Source organism: Bartonella sp. AP40SXNS, from assembly GCF_042195825.1.
GTDB lineage: Bacteria > Pseudomonadota > Alphaproteobacteria > Rhizobiales > Rhizobiaceae > Bartonella.
In genome coordinates this window covers 12492-35330 of sequence record NZ_JBHIPB010000006.1, presented here as the reverse complement: position 1 = coordinate 35330, position 22839 = coordinate 12492, and the positions used below count along the sequence as shown (strand labels likewise).

21 protein-coding genes and 1 tRNA gene are annotated in these 22839 nt (G+C 36.1%); 11 read left to right on the top strand and 11 right to left on the bottom strand.

Annotated elements, in window-relative coordinates:
- Positions 1–568: 568 nt before the first annotated feature.
- Together ACFILZ_RS05540 and ubiC are read left to right on the top strand one after the other, a co-directional pair.
- Positions 569–820 carry a GlsB/YeaQ/YmgE family stress response membrane protein gene (locus tag ACFILZ_RS05540; RefSeq protein WP_375606942.1) on the top strand — a complete coding sequence of 84 codons (252 nt, stop codon included), beginning with the start codon at positions 569–571 and terminating at the stop codon, positions 818–820.
- A 1062-nt stretch (positions 821–1882) separates the two neighbouring features.
- Entirely contained in the window at positions 1883–2389 is a 507-nt protein-coding gene (gene ubiC, locus ACFILZ_RS05535; RefSeq protein ID WP_375610484.1) for a chorismate lyase, read from the top strand.
- 676 nt (positions 2390–3065) lie between these two features.
- Here the strand turns inward: ubiC and ACFILZ_RS05530 are convergent.
- A complete protein-coding gene (locus ACFILZ_RS05530; RefSeq protein WP_375610483.1) occupies positions 3066–3518 on the bottom strand; it encodes a GatB/YqeY domain-containing protein in 453 nt (150 codons plus the stop codon).
- A 258-nt stretch (positions 3519–3776) separates the two neighbouring features.
- On the opposite strand from ACFILZ_RS05530, the gene carA reads away from it, so the two are divergent.
- A complete protein-coding gene (gene carA / locus ACFILZ_RS05525; RefSeq protein ID WP_375610482.1) occupies positions 3777–4973 on the top strand; it encodes a glutamine-hydrolyzing carbamoyl-phosphate synthase small subunit in 1197 nt (398 codons plus the stop codon).
- Between the two features lie 791 nt (positions 4974–5764).
- On the opposite strand, the gene ACFILZ_RS05520 is transcribed toward carA, so the two are convergent.
- Complete coding sequence (locus tag ACFILZ_RS05520; protein ID WP_375606938.1) at positions 5765–6985, bottom strand: MFS transporter; 1221 nt, start codon at positions 6983–6985, stop codon at positions 5765–5767.
- Between the two features lie 547 nt (positions 6986–7532).
- Between ACFILZ_RS05520 and ACFILZ_RS05515 the strand changes: the two genes are divergently transcribed.
- A complete protein-coding gene (locus ACFILZ_RS05515; RefSeq protein WP_375610481.1) occupies positions 7533–8372 on the top strand; it encodes a DUF1460 domain-containing protein in 840 nt (279 codons plus the stop codon).
- A 717-nt stretch (positions 8373–9089) separates the two neighbouring features.
- Here the strand turns inward: ACFILZ_RS05515 and ACFILZ_RS05510 are convergent.
- On the bottom strand, positions 9090–9998 hold the full coding sequence (locus ACFILZ_RS05510) for a cation diffusion facilitator family transporter (protein ID WP_375610480.1): 909 nt from the start codon (positions 9996–9998) through the stop codon (positions 9090–9092).
- A gap of 767 nt (positions 9999–10765) precedes the next feature.
- Here ACFILZ_RS05510 and ACFILZ_RS05505 point away from each other — a divergent pair.
- On the top strand, positions 10766–11575 hold the full coding sequence (locus tag ACFILZ_RS05505) for a TrmH family RNA methyltransferase (RefSeq protein ID WP_375610479.1): 810 nt from the start codon (positions 10766–10768) through the stop codon (positions 11573–11575).
- Positions 11576–11855: 280 nt separating this feature from the next.
- Here the strand turns inward: ACFILZ_RS05505 and mnmA are convergent, their stop codons facing one another.
- Positions 11856–13079 carry a tRNA 2-thiouridine(34) synthase MnmA gene (gene mnmA / locus ACFILZ_RS05500; RefSeq protein WP_375606934.1) on the bottom strand — a complete coding sequence of 408 codons (1224 nt, stop codon included), beginning with the start codon at positions 13077–13079 and terminating at the stop codon, positions 11856–11858.
- Between the two features lie 404 nt (positions 13080–13483).
- On the opposite strand from mnmA, the gene ACFILZ_RS05495 reads away from it, so the two are divergent.
- Positions 13484–13759 (top strand): DUF1153 domain-containing protein, encoded by a 276-nt coding sequence (locus tag ACFILZ_RS05495; protein ID WP_273790817.1) that lies wholly within the window; start codon positions 13484–13486, stop codon positions 13757–13759.
- A 139-nt stretch (positions 13760–13898) separates the two neighbouring features.
- On the opposite strand, the gene ACFILZ_RS05490 is transcribed toward ACFILZ_RS05495, so the two are convergent.
- On the bottom strand, positions 13899–14285 hold the full coding sequence (locus ACFILZ_RS05490) for a flagellar export protein FliJ (RefSeq protein WP_375606932.1): 387 nt from the start codon (positions 14283–14285) through the stop codon (positions 13899–13901).
- A 562-nt stretch (positions 14286–14847) separates the two neighbouring features.
- On the opposite strand from ACFILZ_RS05490, the gene ctrA reads away from it, so the two are divergent.
- A complete protein-coding gene (gene ctrA, locus ACFILZ_RS05485) occupies positions 14848–15549 on the top strand; it encodes a response regulator transcription factor CtrA (protein WP_375606931.1) in 702 nt (233 codons plus the stop codon).
- Between the two features lie 221 nt (positions 15550–15770).
- Here ctrA and chpT read toward each other — a convergent pair whose 3' ends face one another.
- Entirely contained in the window at positions 15771–16409 is a 639-nt protein-coding gene (gene chpT / locus ACFILZ_RS05480) for a histidine phosphotransferase ChpT (RefSeq protein ID WP_375610478.1), read from the bottom strand.
- A gap of 214 nt (positions 16410–16623) precedes the next feature.
- Here chpT and ACFILZ_RS05475 point away from each other — a divergent pair, with 214 nt between their 5' ends.
- The 3 genes from ACFILZ_RS05475 to ACFILZ_RS05465 are packed head-to-tail and all read left to right on the top strand — an operon-like array spanning position 16624 to position 17890.
- Positions 16624–17220, top strand: a complete 597-nt coding sequence (locus tag ACFILZ_RS05475; protein WP_375606929.1) for a DUF1134 domain-containing protein — start codon at positions 16624–16626, stop codon at positions 17218–17220.
- A gap of 27 nt (positions 17221–17247) precedes the next feature.
- Positions 17248–17634 (top strand): hypothetical protein, encoded by a 387-nt coding sequence (locus ACFILZ_RS05470; RefSeq protein WP_375610477.1) that lies wholly within the window; start codon positions 17248–17250, stop codon positions 17632–17634.
- Positions 17624–17890 (top strand): hypothetical protein, encoded by a 267-nt coding sequence (locus ACFILZ_RS05465; RefSeq protein ID WP_375608211.1) that lies wholly within the window; start codon positions 17624–17626, stop codon positions 17888–17890. Before ACFILZ_RS05470 ends, ACFILZ_RS05465 begins: the two co-directional genes overlap by 11 nt.
- Before the next feature lie 314 nt (positions 17891–18204).
- On the opposite strand, the gene ACFILZ_RS05460 is transcribed toward ACFILZ_RS05465, so the two are convergent.
- Together ACFILZ_RS05460 and ACFILZ_RS05455 are read right to left on the bottom strand one after the other, a co-directional pair.
- Positions 18205–19323, bottom strand: coding sequence for a DegT/DnrJ/EryC1/StrS family aminotransferase (locus ACFILZ_RS05460; RefSeq protein ID WP_375610476.1), 1119 nt, complete (start codon positions 19321–19323; stop codon positions 18205–18207).
- 49 nt (positions 19324–19372) lie between these two features.
- A complete protein-coding gene (locus ACFILZ_RS05455; protein ID WP_375610475.1) occupies positions 19373–20329 on the bottom strand; it encodes a Gfo/Idh/MocA family protein in 957 nt (318 codons plus the stop codon).
- Positions 20330–20488: 159 nt separating this feature from the next.
- Between ACFILZ_RS05455 and ACFILZ_RS05450 the strand changes: the two genes are divergently transcribed.
- Positions 20489–20565, top strand: a tRNA-Met gene (locus ACFILZ_RS05450).
- A gap of 504 nt (positions 20566–21069) precedes the next feature.
- Here ACFILZ_RS05450 and ACFILZ_RS05445 read toward each other — a convergent pair.
- Genes ACFILZ_RS05445 through ACFILZ_RS05435 form a run of 3 tightly spaced genes read right to left on the bottom strand, consistent with a single transcriptional unit; the run spans position 21070 to position 22831 of the window.
- Entirely contained in the window at positions 21070–22095 is a 1026-nt protein-coding gene (locus ACFILZ_RS05445) for a phage late control D family protein (RefSeq protein ID WP_375610520.1), read from the bottom strand.
- On the bottom strand, positions 22095–22349 hold the full coding sequence (locus ACFILZ_RS05440) for a tail protein X (protein ID WP_375608884.1): 255 nt from the start codon (positions 22347–22349) through the stop codon (positions 22095–22097). Before ACFILZ_RS05440 ends, ACFILZ_RS05445 begins: the two co-directional genes overlap by 1 nt.
- Positions 22346–22831 (bottom strand): phage tail protein, encoded by a 486-nt coding sequence (locus ACFILZ_RS05435; protein ID WP_375610474.1) that lies wholly within the window; start codon positions 22829–22831, stop codon positions 22346–22348. The genes ACFILZ_RS05440 and ACFILZ_RS05435 overlap by 4 nt, the downstream gene beginning before the upstream one ends.
- Positions 22832–22839: the final 8 nt, after the last annotated feature.

Genomic DNA, 22839 nt, shown 5'->3' with positions numbered 1-22839 from the left:
TGATAGTTCCAACCTAAACCCGCCTTGTAAAAAGGGAACCGCTTCACAGTAGCAGCGAAACAGAAATACTCTATAAGAAATACAAAACCCCACAAAAATGCAACATTTATATCAAGATTGGTAGAGGTTCAACCTATACAGCCATGCTATAACGTATCAACGAAACAGTTTTCATTTTAAACATCATTGATATCAATTGGCAAGCTCCAAACTTTTAAATATCCATTTTACTTATTACTTTAATCACAATTGTCTTTTAAATGTAAAAGAGAGCTTAAAAAGCTTATAAATACACTTTATGAATTCTTAAAACATTTTCACTAATATTTTCTTCTTTTATTCATATTTCTCAATTAATTAATTTGTTTATAAATTAAAATGTATTATATAATTTATACTTATTAAGTATTATATATAATATAAATGTGAGTATTATTTTAATATAAAGGAAATTAATAAGTAAAATCTCTAACAGAAATATCCTTTCCACTGGGTAAAAAAAGAATAAACCTTGATTTTTACAAAGTTTACTCTAGTTACAATTTAAATTCAGGCAAAGGAGGGTATCATGGAAAATGCAAACATCGGTTGGATTGCAGCTATTATTATCGGCGGGATTGCAGGTTGGGCTGCACAATATATTATGAAAAGCCAAACAGGAATATTATTAAATATTATCTTAGGGATTATTGGCGCTGCGCTAGCGAGCTTTCTTTTTAGTCTTTTAGGTGTAAGTTTTGCTGGTTGGCTTGGCTATCTTATTTCAGGTTTTATAGGAGCCTGTATTCTTATATGGATAGGAGAAAAAATTCGATCATAGAGTATCTATTTTTACACTTTTGGGGATTCAATACAAAACTAGGAAACAACTAGCAGAGTTTGAAATATTCCCCTGTAACTTGTTGTTATTAATTTTGATATGATGGTGAGATGCTTAAGCTGCGATTTTAGGCATACACCATCACCGTATTATAAAACCAAATGCAGTAAAGAACTTTATAACGCACCATTTCATACCTATATAAACTTACGCATATCAGGAGAGATATGTTGCGTTACTTTAACGAAATACGAACTTATTTTTGTACCACGTGCGCAAATCCAGCTTATCTCACTGTAATAACAATTCATAAGGTTACAAAAATCACTAACGATGATTAAAGATTCTACCGTATAATGCTTAATACCTATACACTTTATCAACAATACCCTTTTTACCGAAAAACTCGAAGAGCTTTTTGCATCTTAAGAAATAAAGAGAGATGGCAAGAACAAAATGATAAATAATTTTTTCTAATCTATGAAATAATATTAATATAACTTTATTATAGAATTACTACATATTATGTGATGTAATATTTCAAAATTTTAACAATATAATATATTTTAAATTTTATAAAAATATATGCATTAATATAAACTTCTTTATTATAAAGAATACGATCTTCTTTACATCTCAATTCAAAAGATTTGAATATCTCTTCACTTTCTAAAGTATAAAATAAAGTTTTGTTCCTCTTAAAACTTCCTCTTTATATCATCTTGCATAGATGATTTTTTAGCTCTTCTTTATATGTGTTACAAACGAATTTTAAAGCACGAAACATTTTTCCCATTGCTCTCATGCGATAAAGAAATTTCCGTAACACATTGTGAAAGCGCCTTGAACAAAACATAATACTTTATTTTACTTTTTTAAATGAAAATAATCCTATAATATATACTTCCTGCATATCTTCTTTTAAAGACCTTTGCTTTCGATTTTCCCTTTGATATCTTCCTGTTAAAATCTTGCTGCTTTTATACTCCTTGTATTACAATAGAGCTATCTATTTAACCCAACATAACATATGGAATAAGACTTTAGCTGTGGAGTAAAACGATGTCTTATCTTGAAGATTCCATCTTACCACCTCTAAAGTGGTTTTCTGATCAAAGTCCTCCAATACCAGAAAACGTTCGCAATTGGCTCATGGAATCGGGCTCAATGACGCTTCGATTAAAGAAATATTGTACCTGCCTCCAAGTTCAACCACAACGCGAATGTTTTATTACGCGAGATAAATTAACAGAAGAAGCAGAGCATCTCCCCGAAAGTGCGCGTTATTGGCTACGTGAAGTCATATTAATGGGAGATAATAAGCCTTGGCTCCTTGGACGCACTGTAATTCCACAAGAAACCCTCCTACACAATCAAGCCTTAATGCATTTGGGAACTGTACCTCTAGGACATTATTTATTTAACAATGACAAATTAACCCGCGATTACATTCATATTGGTCAACAAGGTGCGCTATGGGCACGCCGTTCCCGTTTGCGGTTAACGGGTAAGCCATTGTTGCTAACTGAACTATTTTTAACAGATTCACCACTGTATCCCCACAAATAGAGGTTACTCATTTTATTCTGCATAACTTATAGATTTCATATAGCTTATAAGGGATTTAATCAGAGAAAAGAATTTCAAAATTATCTCAAAAACACATTAAAAACAAAGATTTCTTTTCAAAATATCCTTTTATTTCATCAACTCAGCTTAAAAAATCTCTTCCCTAGAAAAAACGTTCTAAAATTCTGATTTTCTTATCATTAAAACCAGCACTTGAATTAAAAAGATACACACCATATTGATAAAACCATCTACGTTTAAATTTTTTGCTGAATAATCACTACTCTAAATACGGTAACTCTTTATCAAACAAATGCTTTGAAACAGCAAAAAAGACAATAATACACTCCCCAAAATTGGAAATCTGTATCAATTAGCTTAATCATTCTGTTTTAAAATTTTTAACAGTGCGAATAATAGATTTTTTTTAAAAAGTAAAAACTCTATAATATTTTTGTTTTTTAATGGTCTAAAAGCTTTGAAAAACAGAAAATATAATACATAAAAGATGTTTCATTGCTCTATGAGAGCCTAAAAAGTTTAGTTGATATCAAAAAGTTATTTTTTTGATAATAGTATGTGTGTACAAAATAAATGAAATTTATTAACATCCTACTAACTTACAAAGGCGACGCACAATAAAAAATATTTTCCAATCCCCTTGAATTAACAAGATCTATTGCAATTTCTTACGAAGACTATTGCACACTTTAGAAAAATTCATTTGCCCCGCATACCGTTCCTTAAGCCATGCCATCACCTTACCGATATCGCGTAATTTTTCAGCCTTTGTTTGTGCCAAAGCTTCACAAAGAACTTGTTCTATTTCCATCTCCTTAAGTTGATAGGAAAGAAATTCACGAATAACTTCTATTTCTGCTTGTCCTCTCTCTGCCAATTCCAAGCAACCAGACTCTTTATAGGCTCGCATCAATTCTTCACGCTGTTGAAGCATTTTAGTGAAAACAGACTGTATCTGCTGATCATCCACTTCTAGCTTCCCTTCATCATAATAAAGAATATCACGATCCCTAACTGCAGCATTCATTAAACGAAGTGTAGCAAGACGCGCACTATCTTGCGCTTTCAAAGCAGCCCTAAGAGCCCCATCAATCTGGTTACGCAACATAAGTTTATCCAATTTTGTTCAAGAAGAAGATGCCTTTTAACCAATCTTTATCCATCTTGCAATGGAGGATAAAAAAATAATTAAGGACTCGATCTTCGAAAAGCTAAAACAAGACTTTACCTCTTCATTGAATGTACTTATACTGCCTACTTCAAGCGAAACGTTACCAGAATAATATACACAGCATCTGTTAAAGGTATGATTTTTGTGTAAAGTTGATCATTATACCTTTCAGGGAATAAATTGTGGATACATACTATGATACAAACAACTTCACCCAGCCACCCTTGGAGTATCAAAAAACCTACAGCCCTCTTAGTCTTAGCAGATGGAACCATTATTGAAGGTAAAGGAGCAGGTGCTACAGGTATCGCTGAAGCTGAAGTGTGTTTTAACACCGCCATCACAGGCTATGAAGAAATCCTCACCGACCCGTCATACACACAACAAATCGTTAATTTTACTTTTCCTCATATAGGAAATGTAGGGGCAAATAGCGAAGATATTGAAGATCTCTCTCCTCTCAATTGTCATGGTGCTGTTGGCGCTATTTTCAAAGCAGACATTACACATCCCTCAAATTATCGATCCAATGAAAATCTTCATCAATGGCTTAAAACGCGTAAAATTATTGCACTTTGTGGTATTGATACACGTGCGCTCACAATTCTTATTCGTGAAAAAGGTGCGCAAAATGCTGTCATTGCACATGATGCTAATGGAAATTTTGATATTCCTTCTTTAAAGAGGCGTGCGCAAAAATGGCATGGTCTCGTCAATCTTGACCTTACGAAAGATGTGACATCTCAATCATCAATGCAATGGGATGAAAAAACATGGAGTTGGAATAAAGGATACGGTACAAACAATGTGCACAATCTTCATATCATTGCCATTGACTATGGTATTAAACGCAATATTCTTCGCCTTATGGCAACACAAAAAGCCCGCATTACTGTTGTACCTGCCCACACAACTGCAAAAGAAATTCTGGCAATGAACCCTGATGGCGTTTTTCTTTCTAATGGACCAGGAGACCCCGCAGCTACGGCTCAATATGCCGTTCCAACAATCAAAACATTAATTGATCATAATTTACCAGTTTTTGGAATATGTCTTGGTCATCAACTTCTCGCTCTTACGGTTGGTGCAAAGACCGTGAAAATGCACCAAGGACATCATGGTGCCAACCACCCAGTTAAAGACCTTAACACTGGAAAAGTTGAGATTGTATCGATGAATCACGGTTTTGCCGTAGATTCTACCTCTTTACCACAACATGTTCAAGAAACACATATTTCTCTCTTTGATGGCTCAAACTGTGGTATTCGAATCATTGGAAAACCTGTTTTTTCTGTTCAATATCACCCTGAAGCTTCTCCGGGACCACAAGATAGCCACTACCTCTTTCAGCATTTTAGTGATCTCATTATGAATTATAAAAAAATATCTTAAAATAAAAAGCCTCACCTTTTAGCTTCTCTCCTTTAAATTATATCATCTTCCTACGCACAATTATATTATTTTTATACCTACAACTTATTAAATAAATATTCTTATTTATCATTCTGAAACTAAAAAGAGCGCTCTGAATAGCTTAAATTTTCTCATTCCTCTCCTCTTAAGGTCGTATCCATCAAAATCATTGGCTTCTCCCCCCAAGCAAGATAAGTGGGTCGATAAAAACCATTTTTAAAAAGAGTAAAGTGCCTAATATTCAAATAAGCATTTGATTCACAATACAATTTTAAGCATTCTATTGTGCATGAGAAACATAACCCCTCCTAAAGAATAAAAAAAATTAAAGTGTGAGACAGTGCAACAAATCTCTACTTTTTAAAAGATATTGCCGTAGATGGTTTTGAAAACTGTAAAGTCGAATAAAAAAGTAATCGCAAAACAGAAAACATCTTTTCAATTTTACAACTTTATATTCTTCCAAAATGAGGTTTTCTTCGATTCCAGAAATGATGCCAACAAATATAAGCAATATTTTACTTCCAATTTGCCATATAAAATTTGAAATTGTTCATACAATACTGATACATCTAACTCAGATACGTTTTAATCTTTTTTTTCAATATGCTGCTACATTAGCACTGGATATTAATTTGCAAGCAATAGAAAAAATACGGTCTCCCCTATACAAACAATATCACAAAAAACTTTCTGCCTATAAAATGATACATTTTGTTTATCTTGTGCATTCTCTAGCAAAATAGTACGTACCAGCCCCTCTCAACAAATTAACGTACCCGCAAAGCAAAAATGACCGTTGCAATGACAAGAAGCAAAAAACCTCCTATAAAAGGAGCACCAGAAAAATAAAACAGTGCATTTTTATCTGTAAAACATTCAAAGAGAAACACATAAAAAACAGAACCAAATATTAAACTTAACGAAATAACAGATGTCATTGCTCCTTGCAGTTCTCCTTGTACATTTGTTGGTACCTGCGCTGAAGCAATAGCACGTATAGGTGCCTGAACAAGATATTCAAGCATTGTGCACGCACAAACCATATAAACCATCCACCCCTGCGTCGCAAATGTATAGCCCAGCATAGCAACGGAGGCAAACAAAAGCCCCACTATAACAATATGCCAATCACTCCATCGTTTAGAAAAATAAGGCAAAATGAGAGCGACTACAATAAATTGGCCTATTCCAAAAACACTATAGGAGATCCCAATAGAAAAAGAACTCCAATCATAGCGTTCTTTTGCAATGAACGCCCAAATGCTTAACCATACAGATTCCGCAAACCAATAAAGAAAAAAGACCAATAATACCCAAAGAACCATCGGATATTGTTTCAGGTGCCAAAAAGCACCTAAGGGATTTGCCCGCTTAATATCAAAAAAGCGCCTATTCCATAAAGAAAGAGTTTCTGGAATCATAGCCCAAGAAAAAATAAAATTAATGAGTGAAAAACCAGCAGCAAAATAAAACGGAATACGCGGACCAAACTGACCTAAAAAACCACCAATAAACGATCCTAAAATAAACCCCAATGCGGATGCAACGCCTAACAGACCAAAATTGCGCGTACGGGTTTTATCATCGGATATATCGGCAAGATAAGCTGTACAAGTTGCAAAACTAGCGCCACTTATCCCCGATAAAAGACGCCCGATAAATAACATAGAATAGCTCCATGCTATAGCACATATGAGATTATCAAGAGCAAAGCAGATAATAGAGACAAGCAAAATAGGACGACGACCATAACGATCAGAGAGATTACCAATAACAGGAGCAAACAAAAACTGCATCACTGAGTAAGCAGCAAGTAATTTTCCTCTTTCTACAAAAGATGCACTGACATCTTTTCCAGTTAACTGAGAAAAATATTCAGGCAAAACAGGACAAATGATCGCAATACAAAGAATATCTAACAATAAAGTGATGAACACTAAAATGAGCCCACGCTGAACAAATTTCGGATTGAGCATTTGGTCTTGCATAACATACACACTATTTTACGCATACAATGACTCCCCCGCTCTATTTTAACTCCCTTTTCCTTTTAAAAGTATTCTATACCGTATATTTTTCACATATAATATAATAACAAAGTAAAAATTACAAAAAGAGTCAAGATAAAAATATAAAATTATTTTTTACTTGATATATCATTATCAAAATATAAAAATATCTTTTATATTAAATGAAAAAATATTTATGAGAATAAATAATGAATAATTAATAGTAAAACATAGAGTATTAAAATAACTTTTGAGATATTATAATTAATTTTACAATACATTATTATCACTTCTCATACTGCTAATTTTTAAAACATAAACTCTATTAGATACATCAATACCATATAATAATTTAAAACTTTAATAATCATAGTAAAAATATATTAATACTGTAAAAATTGTTTATATTTATTGAATAAATCAAGATTATATGTTATTATTACATTTAAATGCTAATAAGCATAAGAAAACAGTTCTTTTAGTACGTGTTGTCCATAAACTGTTAAATTCAAAAATGGTGTATAAAATGCGAAAAATATCCCTATTAATTATCACTTTAATGTTAGTGATAGGACGTGATGTCGAAAATTCTTATTCACAAGAGGGGGGGATAGAAAATAAAATAGAAACACAACAAACAACCAGCGTAGAGCTAGATCCCTATACTTTAAATAAATTAAATGCTCTTCTCAAAAAACGTTCAGAAATAAATGATCACGAAAAAGGAGCCATGATTGACTTTCTTTCTGAAGCTTTTTTAGGAACACCTTACAAAGCCCATATGTTACATGGCTCAGAAAATACACCAGAAAAACTGATTATTGATTTTAGAAGCTTAGATAACTTCATTTGTATGGATTATATTGAAGCATTGCGCAAATCAACAACCCCAAAAGAATTCATAAATAACATCATAAAAACGCGTTACATTAAGGGTAATGTTCACTTTTTAAACCGAAAACATTTTTTTACAGACTGGGCTTATAGAGAATATAAACTCGCCACTGATATTACCGCTGAAATAAGTCCTCATGCAGTCAGCGTAGAAAAATATCTCAATAAAAAAGCTGATGATAGACGCTATCTTCCTGGACTTCCAGTTGTGAAACGCACAATAACGTATATTCCAAGTAACTTTATTAATGAAGAGGTTATAAGCCGTTTAAAATCAGGGGATTTCATTGGCATTTATACAAAACTTGCTGGATTGGATGTAACACATGTAAGTTTCTTTATCATGACAGATAAAGGGCCAATGTTACGACATGCTCCTTCACACAAAGAAAATGAAAAAGTCGTCGATACGCCTTTTATGGATTATGTTGCAAAAACACCAGGAATCGTCGTTTTAAGAGCCCTTGAATAACATCATAGCGATATGAAATAGCTTTTCTATTCTTAATAGATATACTGAAGCTATTCAGATAAACGTCTAACTTTGTATAATCTACACGGATAAAATCATATTTGAAGAATGGCGGTTATAATTACCTTTACTGACTGAAGGCTGAAGGCAAGCAAAACTCTGTTATTTCTTGTATCATACTTTCTTTTCATATGCTCGAGCTAAGAATTATCTATAGACCACCGCCATTCTAATCTTTATGAATATAAAAAATATTTTTTTGCAAGCATAAGTAAAATAAGGTACGTTATGATTATTGTCTCACAAAGTATTTTATATAAAATTTATAATTAAGCTCTATTTCCTCTCGCCCTCAAAAACAAGAGATCTATTCTTGACAGCCCCGTAAACAATACATCTTCTTAAGCCAATTTCAGCGGATAACCATTTCATGTAATTCAATTAAACGCCACCAGCAAGCCTTACTGCTCGGCATTGACCGCGCACTCAAAAAATGCTTAAGAGATCAAATTTTATAGGTCTTATCTCACCACACCTTAAATGACAGTGTACGATAACAGAATAAATCTTGCCTTAAGAGACTCTGTTTAATCTTCCCCTTTATTGATGCAAAAATACAATCAACAAAAGAGCATCATCGTATTTTCAAGAGATATGAGTTGCCACACCGTAAAAAATTAATGTTCGTAACATGACAACCCATTTGAAAAAATCTTTTTATATAAAAGGGATCACCGTTGTACCAGGAGGCAATTTTGCCTCATCTTCAGGCTCGACATGAATAGAAATACGCACATTATCAAATTCTTTTTGAAGAACAGCTTCAATTTTATCACAAATTTTATGTGCTTCTCCTACCTGCATTACAGCAGGCACAACCAAATGAAACTCTATAAAAGTAACCCTCCCAGCAACACGCGTCCGCAAATCATGGACCTCAAGCGCACCCGATGCATTTGCAGAAATCAGCTCCCGAATCCGCATGCTTTCATTCAATTCAACACCAACATCCATTAATCCCTGAACAGCATTTCTAATCACCTTCCAGCCCTGTAAGAGAATATTAACGGCAACGATTATCGCTAAAATTGGATCTAAAGCTCCCCATCCTCCGACAAAACCGGCAATCAAACCAATTAAAATTGCAAGCGACGTAAAAACATCTGTTATAAAATGTACTCCATCAGCTTTAAGAGCCGGTGAGCGATGGAGTTTTCCCTGCCCAATAAGAACCATTCCCCACATACAGTTTATGACAGTTGCAATAAGATGAATAACAAGCCATATTCCAGGTTTCTGCAACAATTTAACGGTAGAAAGAGCTATCCATGCTTCTCTTAAAATAACAATTGCCGCAATAATAATGAGTACCCCTTCAAGAATTGCGGAAAAATATTCCGCTTTATGATGCCCAAAGGGATGATCATGATCTGCTGGCTTCATACTCACTTTAACAGCCCACCATGCTGCCAATGACGCAAGGATATTAACGATTGATTCCAATGCATCAGAATAAAGTGCAACCGAACCTGTAATGTGATATGCCCAATATTTCAAAGCAAAAACAATACACGCAATAAAAATAGAGTATAAAGTTAAGCTTTGTATATTGATTTTTACATCCATGAACCTCATCCTTTTCTTCACGAAATAGGGAATTAATATTTTCAACCATATCATTATACTTTTGGCATAACGACGATCTTTCCTCAATATTACAGAAGCTTCATCATACAATAAACGCCTCAGCTCACCATTATTATCGTAAAAACTGCTCAGTTACACGAACAGCACCAATAAATAAAGAAGAGAGAAAATAATAGAAAGAAGAGCTTTCCCAAGAGCAATCAAACACATAACCTTCATTATTAATCGTTTTCTGAATAACTTGAAGCCATCTCACTTCTCATAAACGAAAAACTTGTTTTTGCTCAAATCTATCATGATCATGCATTATTTTTCAGTCTTATGATGTGCATTATAACCCATCTATAAGCCATCTTTGCACCTTAGAAAAAATATCTTAGCACTCTACGGTAACTTTACAGGTCAACAGGATTTTAAAATATGATTTACTGAAAAATTTAGATATAAAAAGAAGAACAATGATTACCCTCAAAAAAAAGAATCTGGGCATTGGGGACCCAGATTCTTTTCCCTTAAAAACTAAGGGCATACAGAACTTGGGAAATAGCGGGGACCCAAGACACTGCACCCGATACGAGAAAAAATATATGATTCCGTATCAGTATTTTTACATTATACCTATGGTTGCATATTGTCAATACAAATTCTACCATAAGTTTTAAAAAATATTTTTTTATCTCTTCTTTTTAAAATAAAACAAATTCAAACATCTGGAAATCATAAGAAAAAAGCACTAAAAATCTCGCATGCATTTGAATATCATAACAATCAATGAAACAGATGATCCACGCCTAAAAGCCTATCATAATATCCGTGAAAAAGATCTTGTTGGACGGCAACATCAATTTATTGCTGAAGGCAAAGTAACATTGTCCGCATTACTACATTCGAAAGAGTTTTCTGCCATCTCACTGCTCATCGTAGCAAACCGTCTCTCTGGACTTCTACCGCTTTTAGAAAAAACACAGCCCCTATGTCCCATTTATTGCGTTCCACAAAAAGTTATGGATAATATCACCGGCTTCCATGTTCATCGTGGTGTTCTGGGTATTGGTAAACGCAAAATACTGCCATCCTTACAAAGTTTTTTACAATATCTTCCAGAAAAAGCTTTGATTCTTGTTTTATGTGGTATCTCGAATCACGATAATATGGGATCAATTTTTCGTAATGCAGCAGCCTTTGCCAGTAATGGCATTATTGTCGACAAAACCTCATGCGATCCACTTTATCGCAAATCAATAAGAGTTTCTGCCGGCGCTGCTTTAAAAGTACCCTATACGCAAAACGCTGATATAGATGACATTATAGCTGCTCTAAACGATGAAAACTTTCATCTTTATGCACTCTCCCCTTCTGCCTCACACACTCTCAAACAAGCCAACAAAACCAAAAAAATAGCACTTATTTTTGGAACAGAAGGCGATGGCTTACCACCCCATATACTACAACAATCAAACACCTTACGTATTCCCATGACTGACGGTTTTGACAGCCTTAATGTTGCCACAGCCTCAGGTATTGCACTTGCCCATTTTACTAACTTTGACCCCTAAAGATGATAACACTTCAAGTTATAGAACATATCCAATGTTGTGTGTTATCTACCAGTCTCCAATAATATTACCGTTCCCTAGCCTTTGAAAACATTGATAAAAAACATTTTCACATTTTCTTTATAATCATTTTCCACACCCTAACCCCGCTTATGAAATGCAGAAGATATAATTTTGATGGATTCAATCATAAAATAAACTTTCAATGAGAAAATTTTCCGGAAGTCTCTCATTCAAGTTTAAGATCAAAAAATATCATTATAAATCAATTCACTATGCTTTATAAAGCTGTTGTTTTTAGTTCTGAGGAAACAGAATCTTTTGTTTCAAGATTGCATAAAACGCGCTTCAACATCATTTCAGTATCGGCCGCACGTTCTGAATGTGTTACAAATCCTCCCCCAAGAATACGCGCCTCATGACCATTTCCATCATAAAGAACGCAAGCTTGCCCTGGTGCCACACCATTTTCACATTCCAACAGATCAACGGAAAAAATACCTTCTTTATAATGTAAGCGCGCAAGGTGAGGAGGACGCGTTGAACGCACCTTTACAGCCACCTCAATACCTTGAGAAGGGAAATTATCTAACGGTTCATCACCAAGCCAATTCACATCACGTAAAAAAAGCTTATGCGTTTCTAACATTTCACGCGGTCCAACAATAACACGTGCATTTTCCACATCGAGATAAATCACATACAGCGCTTCACCCGTTGACACCCCAATACCACGACGTTGACCAACAGTATAATTAACAATTCCCGAATGTTTACCTAAAATCTTTCCATCAATATGGACAATAACGCCAGGATTAGCTGCTTCTGGACGCAGTTTTGCGATAACATCTGAATATTTTCCTTGTGGAACAAAACAAATATCCTGACTATCATGCTTATTGGCAACCACAAAGCCCATTTCTGCTGCCATTTCACGAACGCGGGCTTTTGGAAGGTCACCAAGTGGAAAACGCAAATAATCAATCTGTTCTTGTGTCGTTGCAAAGAGAAAATAACTCTGATCACGATCATTATCGAGAGGACGAAAGAGTGCTCGATGCGCTCCGTGGGAACGCGAACGAATATAATGTCCCGTAGCCAAAGCATCTGCCCCCAATTCGCGTGCCGTTGCTAATAAATCAGCAAACTTAACCGTTTGATTACATGCAATACATGGTACTGGGGTCTCTCCATGAGCATAACTTTCTGCAAAAGGATCAATAACAGCTTCGCGAAAGCGCTTTTCATAATCAAGAACATAATGCGGTATTCCTAGTGTTTCTGCGACGCGGCGAGCATCTTCAATATCTTGTCCTGCACAACACGCCCCCACCCGATGCGTTGCTTCCCCATGATCATAAAGCTGCAACGTAATGCCAATAACATTATACCCTTCCTTTTTCAAAAGACCTGCAACAACCGATGAATCAACCCCCCCCGACATTGCAACAACAATGCGAGAATCCTCAGGTTGTCCTGGTAAATCAAGGCTGTTTAAAAACATGTATTCATTCTCTATTTAATGCTCTCTTTAATGGATACCCATCTATTATTAATATTCTGATGCGCGTTCTTTGCCACTTTTATACTATTAATTGCTCTTTATATTGTTTTTTTATCCTTTCCACAACCATAGCATCACATTCTAAAAAGCTGCTGCAAACAAAAAAAGAATGATGGAAATAAGGCATAATGGTAATTGTTTAGGAGAAATCCTTTTAGAAAACCTTTTTTCTCTTTTGAAAAATCCAGTAAAATATTGCAAGAATCTCTTCTAACACTTCAACTTGAGCTTCTTTTTACATACCCAATCACTTTATTAATTTTTTCTTTCAGCGCTTTTAGCTCTTTTTTAAATTTCATGCTCTATAAACGAATCAAGTCCTTGACTAAAGGTAGAGGATACGAATGAGCAACTTGATAAAAACACAAATGAAATATGTTATTGGGCCAGATGGAAGTCCGCTTACAATTGCCGACCTACCGCCGCAAACAACACGGCGCTGGGTGATTCGTCGCAAAGCTGAAGTTGTTGCGGCTGTCAGAGGTGGATTATTAAGTCTTGACGAAGCGTGCCACCGTTATACTTTGACTGTAGAAGAATTTCTTTCATGGCAAAGTTTAATCGATGAACACGGTTTAGCGGGATTACGAACGACCAAGATTCAACACTACAGGCATTAAGTTGCCATTGATTAATAACATAAAGCAATCCATAAAACAGCTAAACTTGATAAAAGTTTGGCTGTTTTATACTATATCCAAAAGATAAACCTGAAAGAATGGATTTTTCAATAATTGCTTTTATCATCCAGCCATTAAATTAGCCAACCATTGAATTAGATTGAATCAAAATATCCTTATCATCCGCAGCAATCTTCTTTTCTCGTGCTTCCAAAAGCTGTGCACGTTGCAGCTCTGTATTAGCTTCATGGAGAGCAATTTCAGCATTTGTTTTTTGAAGTTCTAAATCACGAATTGAATTGATCAGATTATCACGTCTTTGCCGCGCTGCACGCGCAAAAGCAGAATAAGCAAAATGGTGAACATCATTGTTTCCAGATTTACGTTCTTCATGAGTAATCTGTGCTTCCAACTCTAACACCATTCGTTCAAATTCTGCGATCATCATCTCAAGCTGTGCAATTTCACGGCGCTTTCCACGCACTTGAAACATCCTCAATCGCACCATATTTTCTCGTGGCTTCATACTCACTACTCCTTGATTGCGCCAACTCAAAACTCGCATTTACACCCAATAAATATCTTTTAGTTATATATCTATCCGACAAAAACAGTCTATTAACTTGAAATTATAATAATTTCTGCCTTTCATTAAAGCATCTGAAAATACAATCTGCTTTAAAGAGTAATAACTATTTCTTTAACTTTTCCCCCATTATAAACTGAAGAGGTTTAAAGCTCAGTAAATAAACACTGAAATTGTAAAAAAGTAATTTATAAAGCTCTTTTACAAATTTTTTTAAGTTAAAGTTTATAAAAAAGTCCTCCTTTTTTATTATGTTAAAAAATATAGGATTTTTCTAAAATAATTTTGTAGCCTCTTTCAAAAATAAAAATATTTTGTTAACCACTATCATGGATAGTGGGGAATTTAGTAGTGATTGTTACGCGTACTACTGAAATGTTCATAAACGCTTTGTTATAAGTGTTTGATTTAATGAATTGTTTTTATAACAGTGGTTTTGCTAACTGATATAAAATAGAAATGCTCCTTATGATTCGTGAAGGAGCAAAGTGAGGGATCTAAAATGCGCGTATTATTAATTGAAGATGATAGAGCAATTACTCAAAGCATTGAGTTGATGTTAAAGTCGGCTAACTTTAATGTTTATATCACTGATCTGGGTGAAGAAGGTATCGATTTGGGAAAACTCTATGATTATGATATCATTTTGCTTGATCTGAATTTGCCTGACATGTCAGGGTATGATGTCTTGCGGACTCTAAGGTTGGCAAAAATAAAAACTCCTGTCCTAATCCTTTCTGGTATGAATGCCATTGAAGACAAGGTTCGTGGTTTTGGCTTTGGAGCAGACGACTATATGACGAAGCCTTTTCATAAGGATGAGCTCATTGCACGTATCCATGCAGTTGTTCGTCGTTCAAAAGGGCATGCACAATCGGTTATTGTTACCGGAGATCTCACCGTTAACCTTGACACAAAAACTGTCGAAGTTGCAGGGCGCCCTGTTCATTTAACCGGTAAAGAATACCAAATGTTAGAGCTTCTCTCTTTACGCAAAGGTACCACCCTTACCAAGGAAATGTTTCTCAATCATCTCTATGGTGGAATGGATGAACCAGAACTAAAGATTATCGATGTTTTTATCTGTAAATTGCGGAAAAAATTGGAAGCAGTCTCTTCCAGTGTAAATTACATTGATACAGTTTGGGGACGTGGTTATGTATTACGTGATCCAGTTGAAGAGAACGTACGAAAAACCGCTTAAGCAGTGAACATGCACATTGTAAAATCTCGGAGTGTAGCGGGCCGAGATTTTTTCCGAGATCTTTTCTCTTTTAAAAGTAGAGACTCGCACACAAAAAATCTCATATAGAAAGCGCTTAAAGCTTAAGAAGTAACCACACCCAATTTACACATATAACCTTATCACTCATAAGTTCAATCGAAGCCACTTTTCCCAACACAGCTTAAGCGCTTCTCTCTTATTCAAAGCTTTTTTACACTTTCTAAAACAATACAACCATCACTTTCATCAATATTTATTTTCATCTCTGTCATCTGAGCAAGTAACATTGTGTAATAAAATTGGATGACATGTGCATCAATAAGCTCTTCTTGAACTTCTCCACGAAATAAAGCAAGAAAATGAGGAGGAATGCGAAGAGTTTTACCGAAAATCTCAAATCGAAAAGAACGTTTATTTTCTTCTTGCAAAATCATAACAACAATTTCACCACCACGAGAAACTGTTGCGTTTGCAATCAATAATAAATTAAGCAAAAGTTTAACTTCATCTTTTGCTAACAATAAAGAAGAAGCTTGCCATTTTAAAGTTGCTTTTTCTTCTTTCATATATTGCTGAGCGACCTGCTCTGCAGCCCGTGTATCTATTTGTCCTCCACTTGCACCAGCAAAACCAAAAGCTAATCGCGCAAATTGTAGACGTGCAGCAGCACTCGCAACGGATAAACGCACCAATTGTAAAGCATCTTCTTCAGCTCCTCCTTCATCATAAAGCTCCATTGCATTTTGAATAGCCCCCACAGGTGAAATCAAATCATGGCAAATACGACTACAAAGCAAAGCAGCAAGATCCATAGGCTTCAAAAAAATATCTAACGTCATAATGATTGAAAACTCCTAGATTCAAAAAAACAAACTTTATTTTAAAGAAAAACTCTTAACATCTGATGCATAATAGGAAACATTAACAATCATGCTAAAAAATTTAGAAATAAATTCAAGAATTTAAATAACCTTATATCTTATTTTTTATTTGAATAGAATGAAAATTCTAATATTATCTTTTTGTTTATCACTAATAAAAGGAGAAAACTCTATGGCTCTCTCTCTGCTCAAATACTGGTACAAAAATATTATATCTTTAATCTTCCTTTTATTCATCACCATAAACACTACACAAGCTCGACTAAAACCAATAGAGCAAAACGAACCTCATTATTCACTCCAAGAAATTATTGATTCTGGTCATATTTTTTTTGGAAAAACAGCCAGTGGTCTGGCTGTTGCAATTCAAAATATTTTTTCAAAATACGGTTATCCCAATGCCTATATTTTAGGAGAAGAAGCTTCTGGTGCCTTTTTTGCTGGATTAACCTATGGCGAAGGAATGGTTTTTACCAAAAGCTATGGTCAACATAAAGTTTTTTGGCAAGGTCCCTCAGTAGGATGGGATTTTGGCGGACAAGGCTCCCGTTTAATGATCTTAGTTTACAATCTTAATGGCATAAATAATTTATGGAGACGCTATGGAGGTATTTCAGGTTCGGCCTATTTAATTGCAGGTGTTGGTTTTCATGTCCTCAAATACCATAATACCTTGTTAATCCCAATACGTACAGGAGTCGGCGCTCGCCTTGGTATCAATATAGGATATTTAAAATTAACACCTAAACCGACATGGAATCCGTTTTAAACGGTTTCTTATTTGAAAAGGGGTATTATGCTTATTCAATCATTTCTTTTTTTTATACTTGGAGTTGCTTTTACTTCCTGGTTACTGGTGCTTTTATCTCCTTTTATTTGGCGTAAAGCCGTTCATTTTGCGTATAAAGATGTTTGTGCGAAAATGCCATTATCACTCGCGGAAATAGAAGCAAATCACGATTTTCTTCGTGCACAACATGCTGTAGAATTAGCAAACAACCAAAAAAAGTACGAATTTTTGCAAAAAAAATATGTCCAACAAAAAATACAACTGAGCCAAGTAACAGAACAATTTTATCGGCTATGCCTCCCCACAAAAGATACTCTCACCAAAGAAGCGATAGCAATCAAAAAAAATATCGCCACACTACACACTTCCAAAGGAAAGACAAATGATGCGTGAAAAAGTCGCACACTATCAGCAACGCTTACAAAAAATCCAAACTCATGAGCTGGACACGACCGCTAACCAGCAATTGCTAGAAGAACTCCGAGAAGAAACAAAAGAACTTGCAGCAACATTGGCAGCTCACATAGCACTACAAGAGGGGAATACATCACCCATCAACACATTGATTCAAAAATCCAAAAGCAAAAATGACCTAGCATCACGTATTCGCCAAAAAATAAAGCTTCTCTCCCAAGTCCCCCTTAAATAAGTTGTCTTTAAAAACACCTTAAATGAAGAGTGAAATCAACAAAGAGCTCTCATAACCGAAATATTTTTTATTAAACGTGGCTTTCTCACTAAACGAAAGAACAAATTTTCTTAAATCCACGCCGTTTTGTAAAAAAAACATCTTCTTGTCTCGCTGGTTCTCCTTGCTGATCATATCACCGCCCTAAAAGACAACATTTCATGAGTCCAGACAATTATACTTAAAAACATTTGCCACACACTCTAATAAAAATATTTTCTAAAATGGATCCATTCATAAAGCTTTTACATATTTTTAAAGATAAAAGAACTCTCTCAAGAATAATAAAAGTCTTTTATTTTCTGAATAATCATATCCTGATCATTCTGCATTAAATAAGGATGCATGGGTAAACTTAAAACACAATCTCCTAAAGACTCTGAAACAGAAAGAGAATCTGTGACATAAGGAAAATGTTTATAAGCAGGCTGTTTATGTAAAGGAGTTTTATAATAAACCATTGTAGGAATATAATTTTTTTGTAAAAAATCTTTTAGTTTATCACGTTCTTTTACCTTAATCGTATATTGTGCATAAGCAGAACGAATATTTTCTCCTATTTCTGGAACTGTAACAATATCTCTTAAGCCATCGGAATAACGTTGAGCAATTTCTACACGCTTTTGCATTTCATCTTCAAAGATAACAAACTTTTCTAATAAAATTGCAGCTTGAATGCTATCTAAGCGCGAATTCATACCAATACGGACATTATCATATTGCGTTTCACCTTTACCATGAAACAAAATAGAACGTAAAAGTTCTGCCAAATGATCATCATTGGTCATCATAGCACCTCCATCACCATAACATCCTAATGGTTTTGCAGGATAAAAACTTGTGGCCGCTACATCCCCAAAAGCACCACACATAGTATTACCGCTTCTTCCGCCCATAGATTGTGCAGCATCTTCAATCACAAAAAGATTTTCCTTTGCTGCTACTTGAGCAATTTGCACATAGTCAGCAGGCAGCCCAAACAAATCAACAGCAATAAGAGCTTTTGGCTTTAGACGTCCTTCTTTTTTTACCATTTCAATTGCATGAGAAAGTTTTTCAACATCAATATTGAATGTATCAGGTAAAACATCAACAAAAACAGGTTTAGCCCCCACCAAAGCAACCACTTCAGCCGTTGCAGAAAACGTAAAACTAGGACAAAAAACAGCATCCCCTGGACCAATATTTTTAGCCATAAGAGGCATCTTCAAAGCATCTGTTCCATTAGCACATGCAATCACATGTTTAACGCCAAGATATTCTGCCAATTTCTCTTCAAATTCTGTTACTTTTGGCCCCAAAATATACTTACCACTAGCGACTACATGCGCAATTGCAGAATTAATTTTATCTTCAATACGCGCACGCTGCGCCCCAAGGTCGATGAATTGCATATTAACTCCATTGATCATCACAAGAATGCAAAAGCGCTACCTATCTCTTTTATCTATCATAATTGATATCAGCAGCTGTTAAAATCCGTAAAACCGCAATAGCATCATCACCATTTGTACGAGGCGATTGACGCGTTTCAATACAATGAAGGAAATGCCGTAATTCGCAAGTAAGCGGCAAATCTTCACAAACATCAATGTAATTCAGCTCATCCATGCTAAAAGCCCACTCTTGATTTTCTTTCCAAACGGCAAAATGGTGCATTGTCAATTTACGACTCCACGGTTCCATATCATCAAAAACGAGTATAGCCTTTGTTCCAACAACAATTAAACGCCTCTCACGATAAGAACTCAAGCGTGAAGTAAAAAGATGACTACGCACACCATTTGGAAAAGTCATATGAATATGAGAAAAATCAGAAATCTGATCAACGACAGCAGCGCCCTCACCACGAATTTCGGAAGGTTCACATCCTGTCAACGCCAAAATCATTGAGAGATCATGAGGGGCAAGATCCCATAAAGCATCACTGTGTGTGTGAAATTTTCCAAAGCCTAATCTATGAGAATAAATATATCGCACATCTCCCACATCTCCGTTTTTCACCAATTCACACATTTTTTCAAAAGCTGGATGAAAACGCAAAATATGGCCCACCATAAAAACTCGCTCATAGGCCTCAGCCTCCTGAACTTGGCGTTTAGCATCAGAAACATTCAAGGCTATTGGTTTTTCCACCAAAACATCTTTACCATTTTTAACAGCACGCAGCACATTTTGCGTGTGAAATTGTGGAGGCAGCGCCAACACCAGTGCATCAATATCTCTATGAGCAAAAAGATCATCTGGTTTAATAATCTCCACACCATACAGTGTTGCAAAACTGGCAGCACGATCACTATCAATATCAGAAACTGCTGCTAAAGCCCCAAGAGAGTGAAGTGTCTTTATATGATTTCCACCCCAATGACCGCATCCTAAAACCGCTACACGTGGCACCATTTTTACGCCTTACCTTACTTTATCATATAAAACTACACTTACATATCGAGGATAAAATAAAATAACAAGAAAAAAGCTTCAAAACGATGCTTGACATCTTACTATTCTACCCCTTATATCCGCAAAAGATGAAATAGTTTACAGTAATATATCTGTTTTGGCGGAGTAGCTCAGTAGGTTAGAGCAGAGGAATCATAATCCTTGTGTCGGGGGTTCAAATCCCTCCTCCGCTACCATTGTAGCTTGCCAGCAGGTTTTGTATATTTTGCCACTAGGTTTTGTACCAATTTATTTTTTCTCAAAGAGTTTTAAAGATGTTCTCAAAGGGTCTTCAAAGACCTTTCAAAGATCATTTAAAGCCTCTTTTTCTTTTCTGCTCAAAATCGCAATTTGAGATGATCAATCATTGAGTTGGAATCGTATTATTTGAGAAGCAGCGTATATAAGATGGTATGACTTCTTTTAGCATAAATTGACTGATGATTTTTCTGTATCCTAAGCACATTATTCAGGACATTATTAAAAAGAGAAGCGTTTAAGGAATTCGGTCAACTTGACCAAATTGCTCTTCAGTATGCAATTGTGCAATGTTTGCACCATTGCTCCTTTGAGGAATTGGGTAAACATTACCCTATTGCTGTACTCATGCAATTGGTGCAAGTTGCACCTATTCCTTACCTCCACACCAAAATGCGAACTTTTGATTTTGGTCTCAATACTCTTCAACACCGATCAAAGGGTCAAGTTGTCCCTTTGATTTTCTGTCTCTCAGAGGTTTCCTTTTCTCCTGCCTCTTTTCCCTTGTTTGGTGCCTCGAGTGTGATTTCTGTTGTGTATCCGCTTTGTTTTTCATAACGATGTGTGACAGTAGCGGCTTTCCATGGTCCATTGATTTGCCCACGAAACCCTTGAAGGATGAGAGGTTGATCCGCCATGATTTCAGGGCGTCCCTCAAGAGACAAAGAGCCACTGCCTATAGCACGACATAAGCGATCCGACTCGGAAGCGGCGGCAGATAAAGCTTCCTCTTGACATGGATAACAACTGCGAAGACGCCGCAAAGGCCCGCTAAACCCTGTCTGATGCTTGACTTGGCATTGTTGCCCTGTTGAGCGATCAAAATAAGAAGCTTCAATGATGCCGTATTGCGTGCGTGGCTCTAACGTGAATTCCCAGTTAGAACAGTCGTGCTTATGGATGTCGAGTGCTGGTAAATTATCTCCGCTTAAAAACAAAAACTTATTGTCCTTGATCAAAAAACGTGCCTGCATGCGGTCCGCAAGGCGGGTTAAAAAATCAACAGCCGATTGATCTGTACGAATCACATAAGAAAGAGTTTGTTTGATAAATTGTGGACTGACCTTTGCTTGATAGCCATGGCGTTTGGCGAGTGTCTCAACAATCTCACCAACAGTTTTGTGATCAAAATGTTCACTCGCTTGTTCTTTGAGCTCTTTACGCATCGAGGCGCTTTTGCCACAAAGGCGCAAAATCTCTCCATCACTGCCCCCAATACTCACCACCGACTCAACAACAAAACGCCCCATAAAGGCACTGATGCTGTTCTCATAGCCAAAAATCACTTGCAGAGTGCTGTTGCTTGAGGGAACCTCTAAATCATTACCACTATCATCAAACTCTGCTTCAAATGTATCGGCTTCATTGCCGGCATGGTCCGTAATGGTTGCGGTTAAAAGACGCTGGTAAAAAACCTCATGAACAAGCTTATCCCCCACCCTCACCTCAATAAAAGGATTCGTGCGCATTAATCCCATAACCGCTTCACCACGCTGTTCTTTTCTTGGCTAACAAACTCAGGAAGAATGACCTTTAAGCCCCGTGGCAACAGAGCACCATACCCTGCAATACCTGGATTGGCTTCCAGTGTGGCTTCTAAATAGCCATTTAGTCCCCCAACTTGAGAACGGTCCCCTAACACAGCCATGGCATGGTGAAAGCAGATCAGATCGAGACTCATATCTTCTAGCTCTACCACGAAGTGCTTTTCTGGTATCTTCATGGCGTTTCTCCTCCTTGAGAATATTGACCATATCCCTCTTGGTATTGTCCCACCTGATATTGACCTTGCGGTTTTCCTCCATCGAAAAACGGTAACAAGCTAATGGCATAGCGAATGCGCCCCGATTGACCAGAGCGACTAATATAGTCGTGATCTTTCGTGACACTGGTGATTACCACAGATCCATGGAGAATGGCGCTATAGCCATTGTCACTCATCCAACGGATCATCTGAACGGGCTTGGCAGCACGAATGGTTCTGGTGATAGCATCTATCGCTACCCGGTCCCCAAACTCTTCTGGAAACAACACCCCATGGATGGTTTTGGGGTCATTGCCATAACCGGTAAATTGCAAACCGGGAGCCTCACCAAAACGCTCTAGGCAAACCCATGAGGCAGAAAACTCTTCCTCAAAGGATTGGAAATTCAGCCAGTCCACATAAAAGAGATGTGGTCCTAACATCAGCAAAGGATCTCTCATAGACGCCC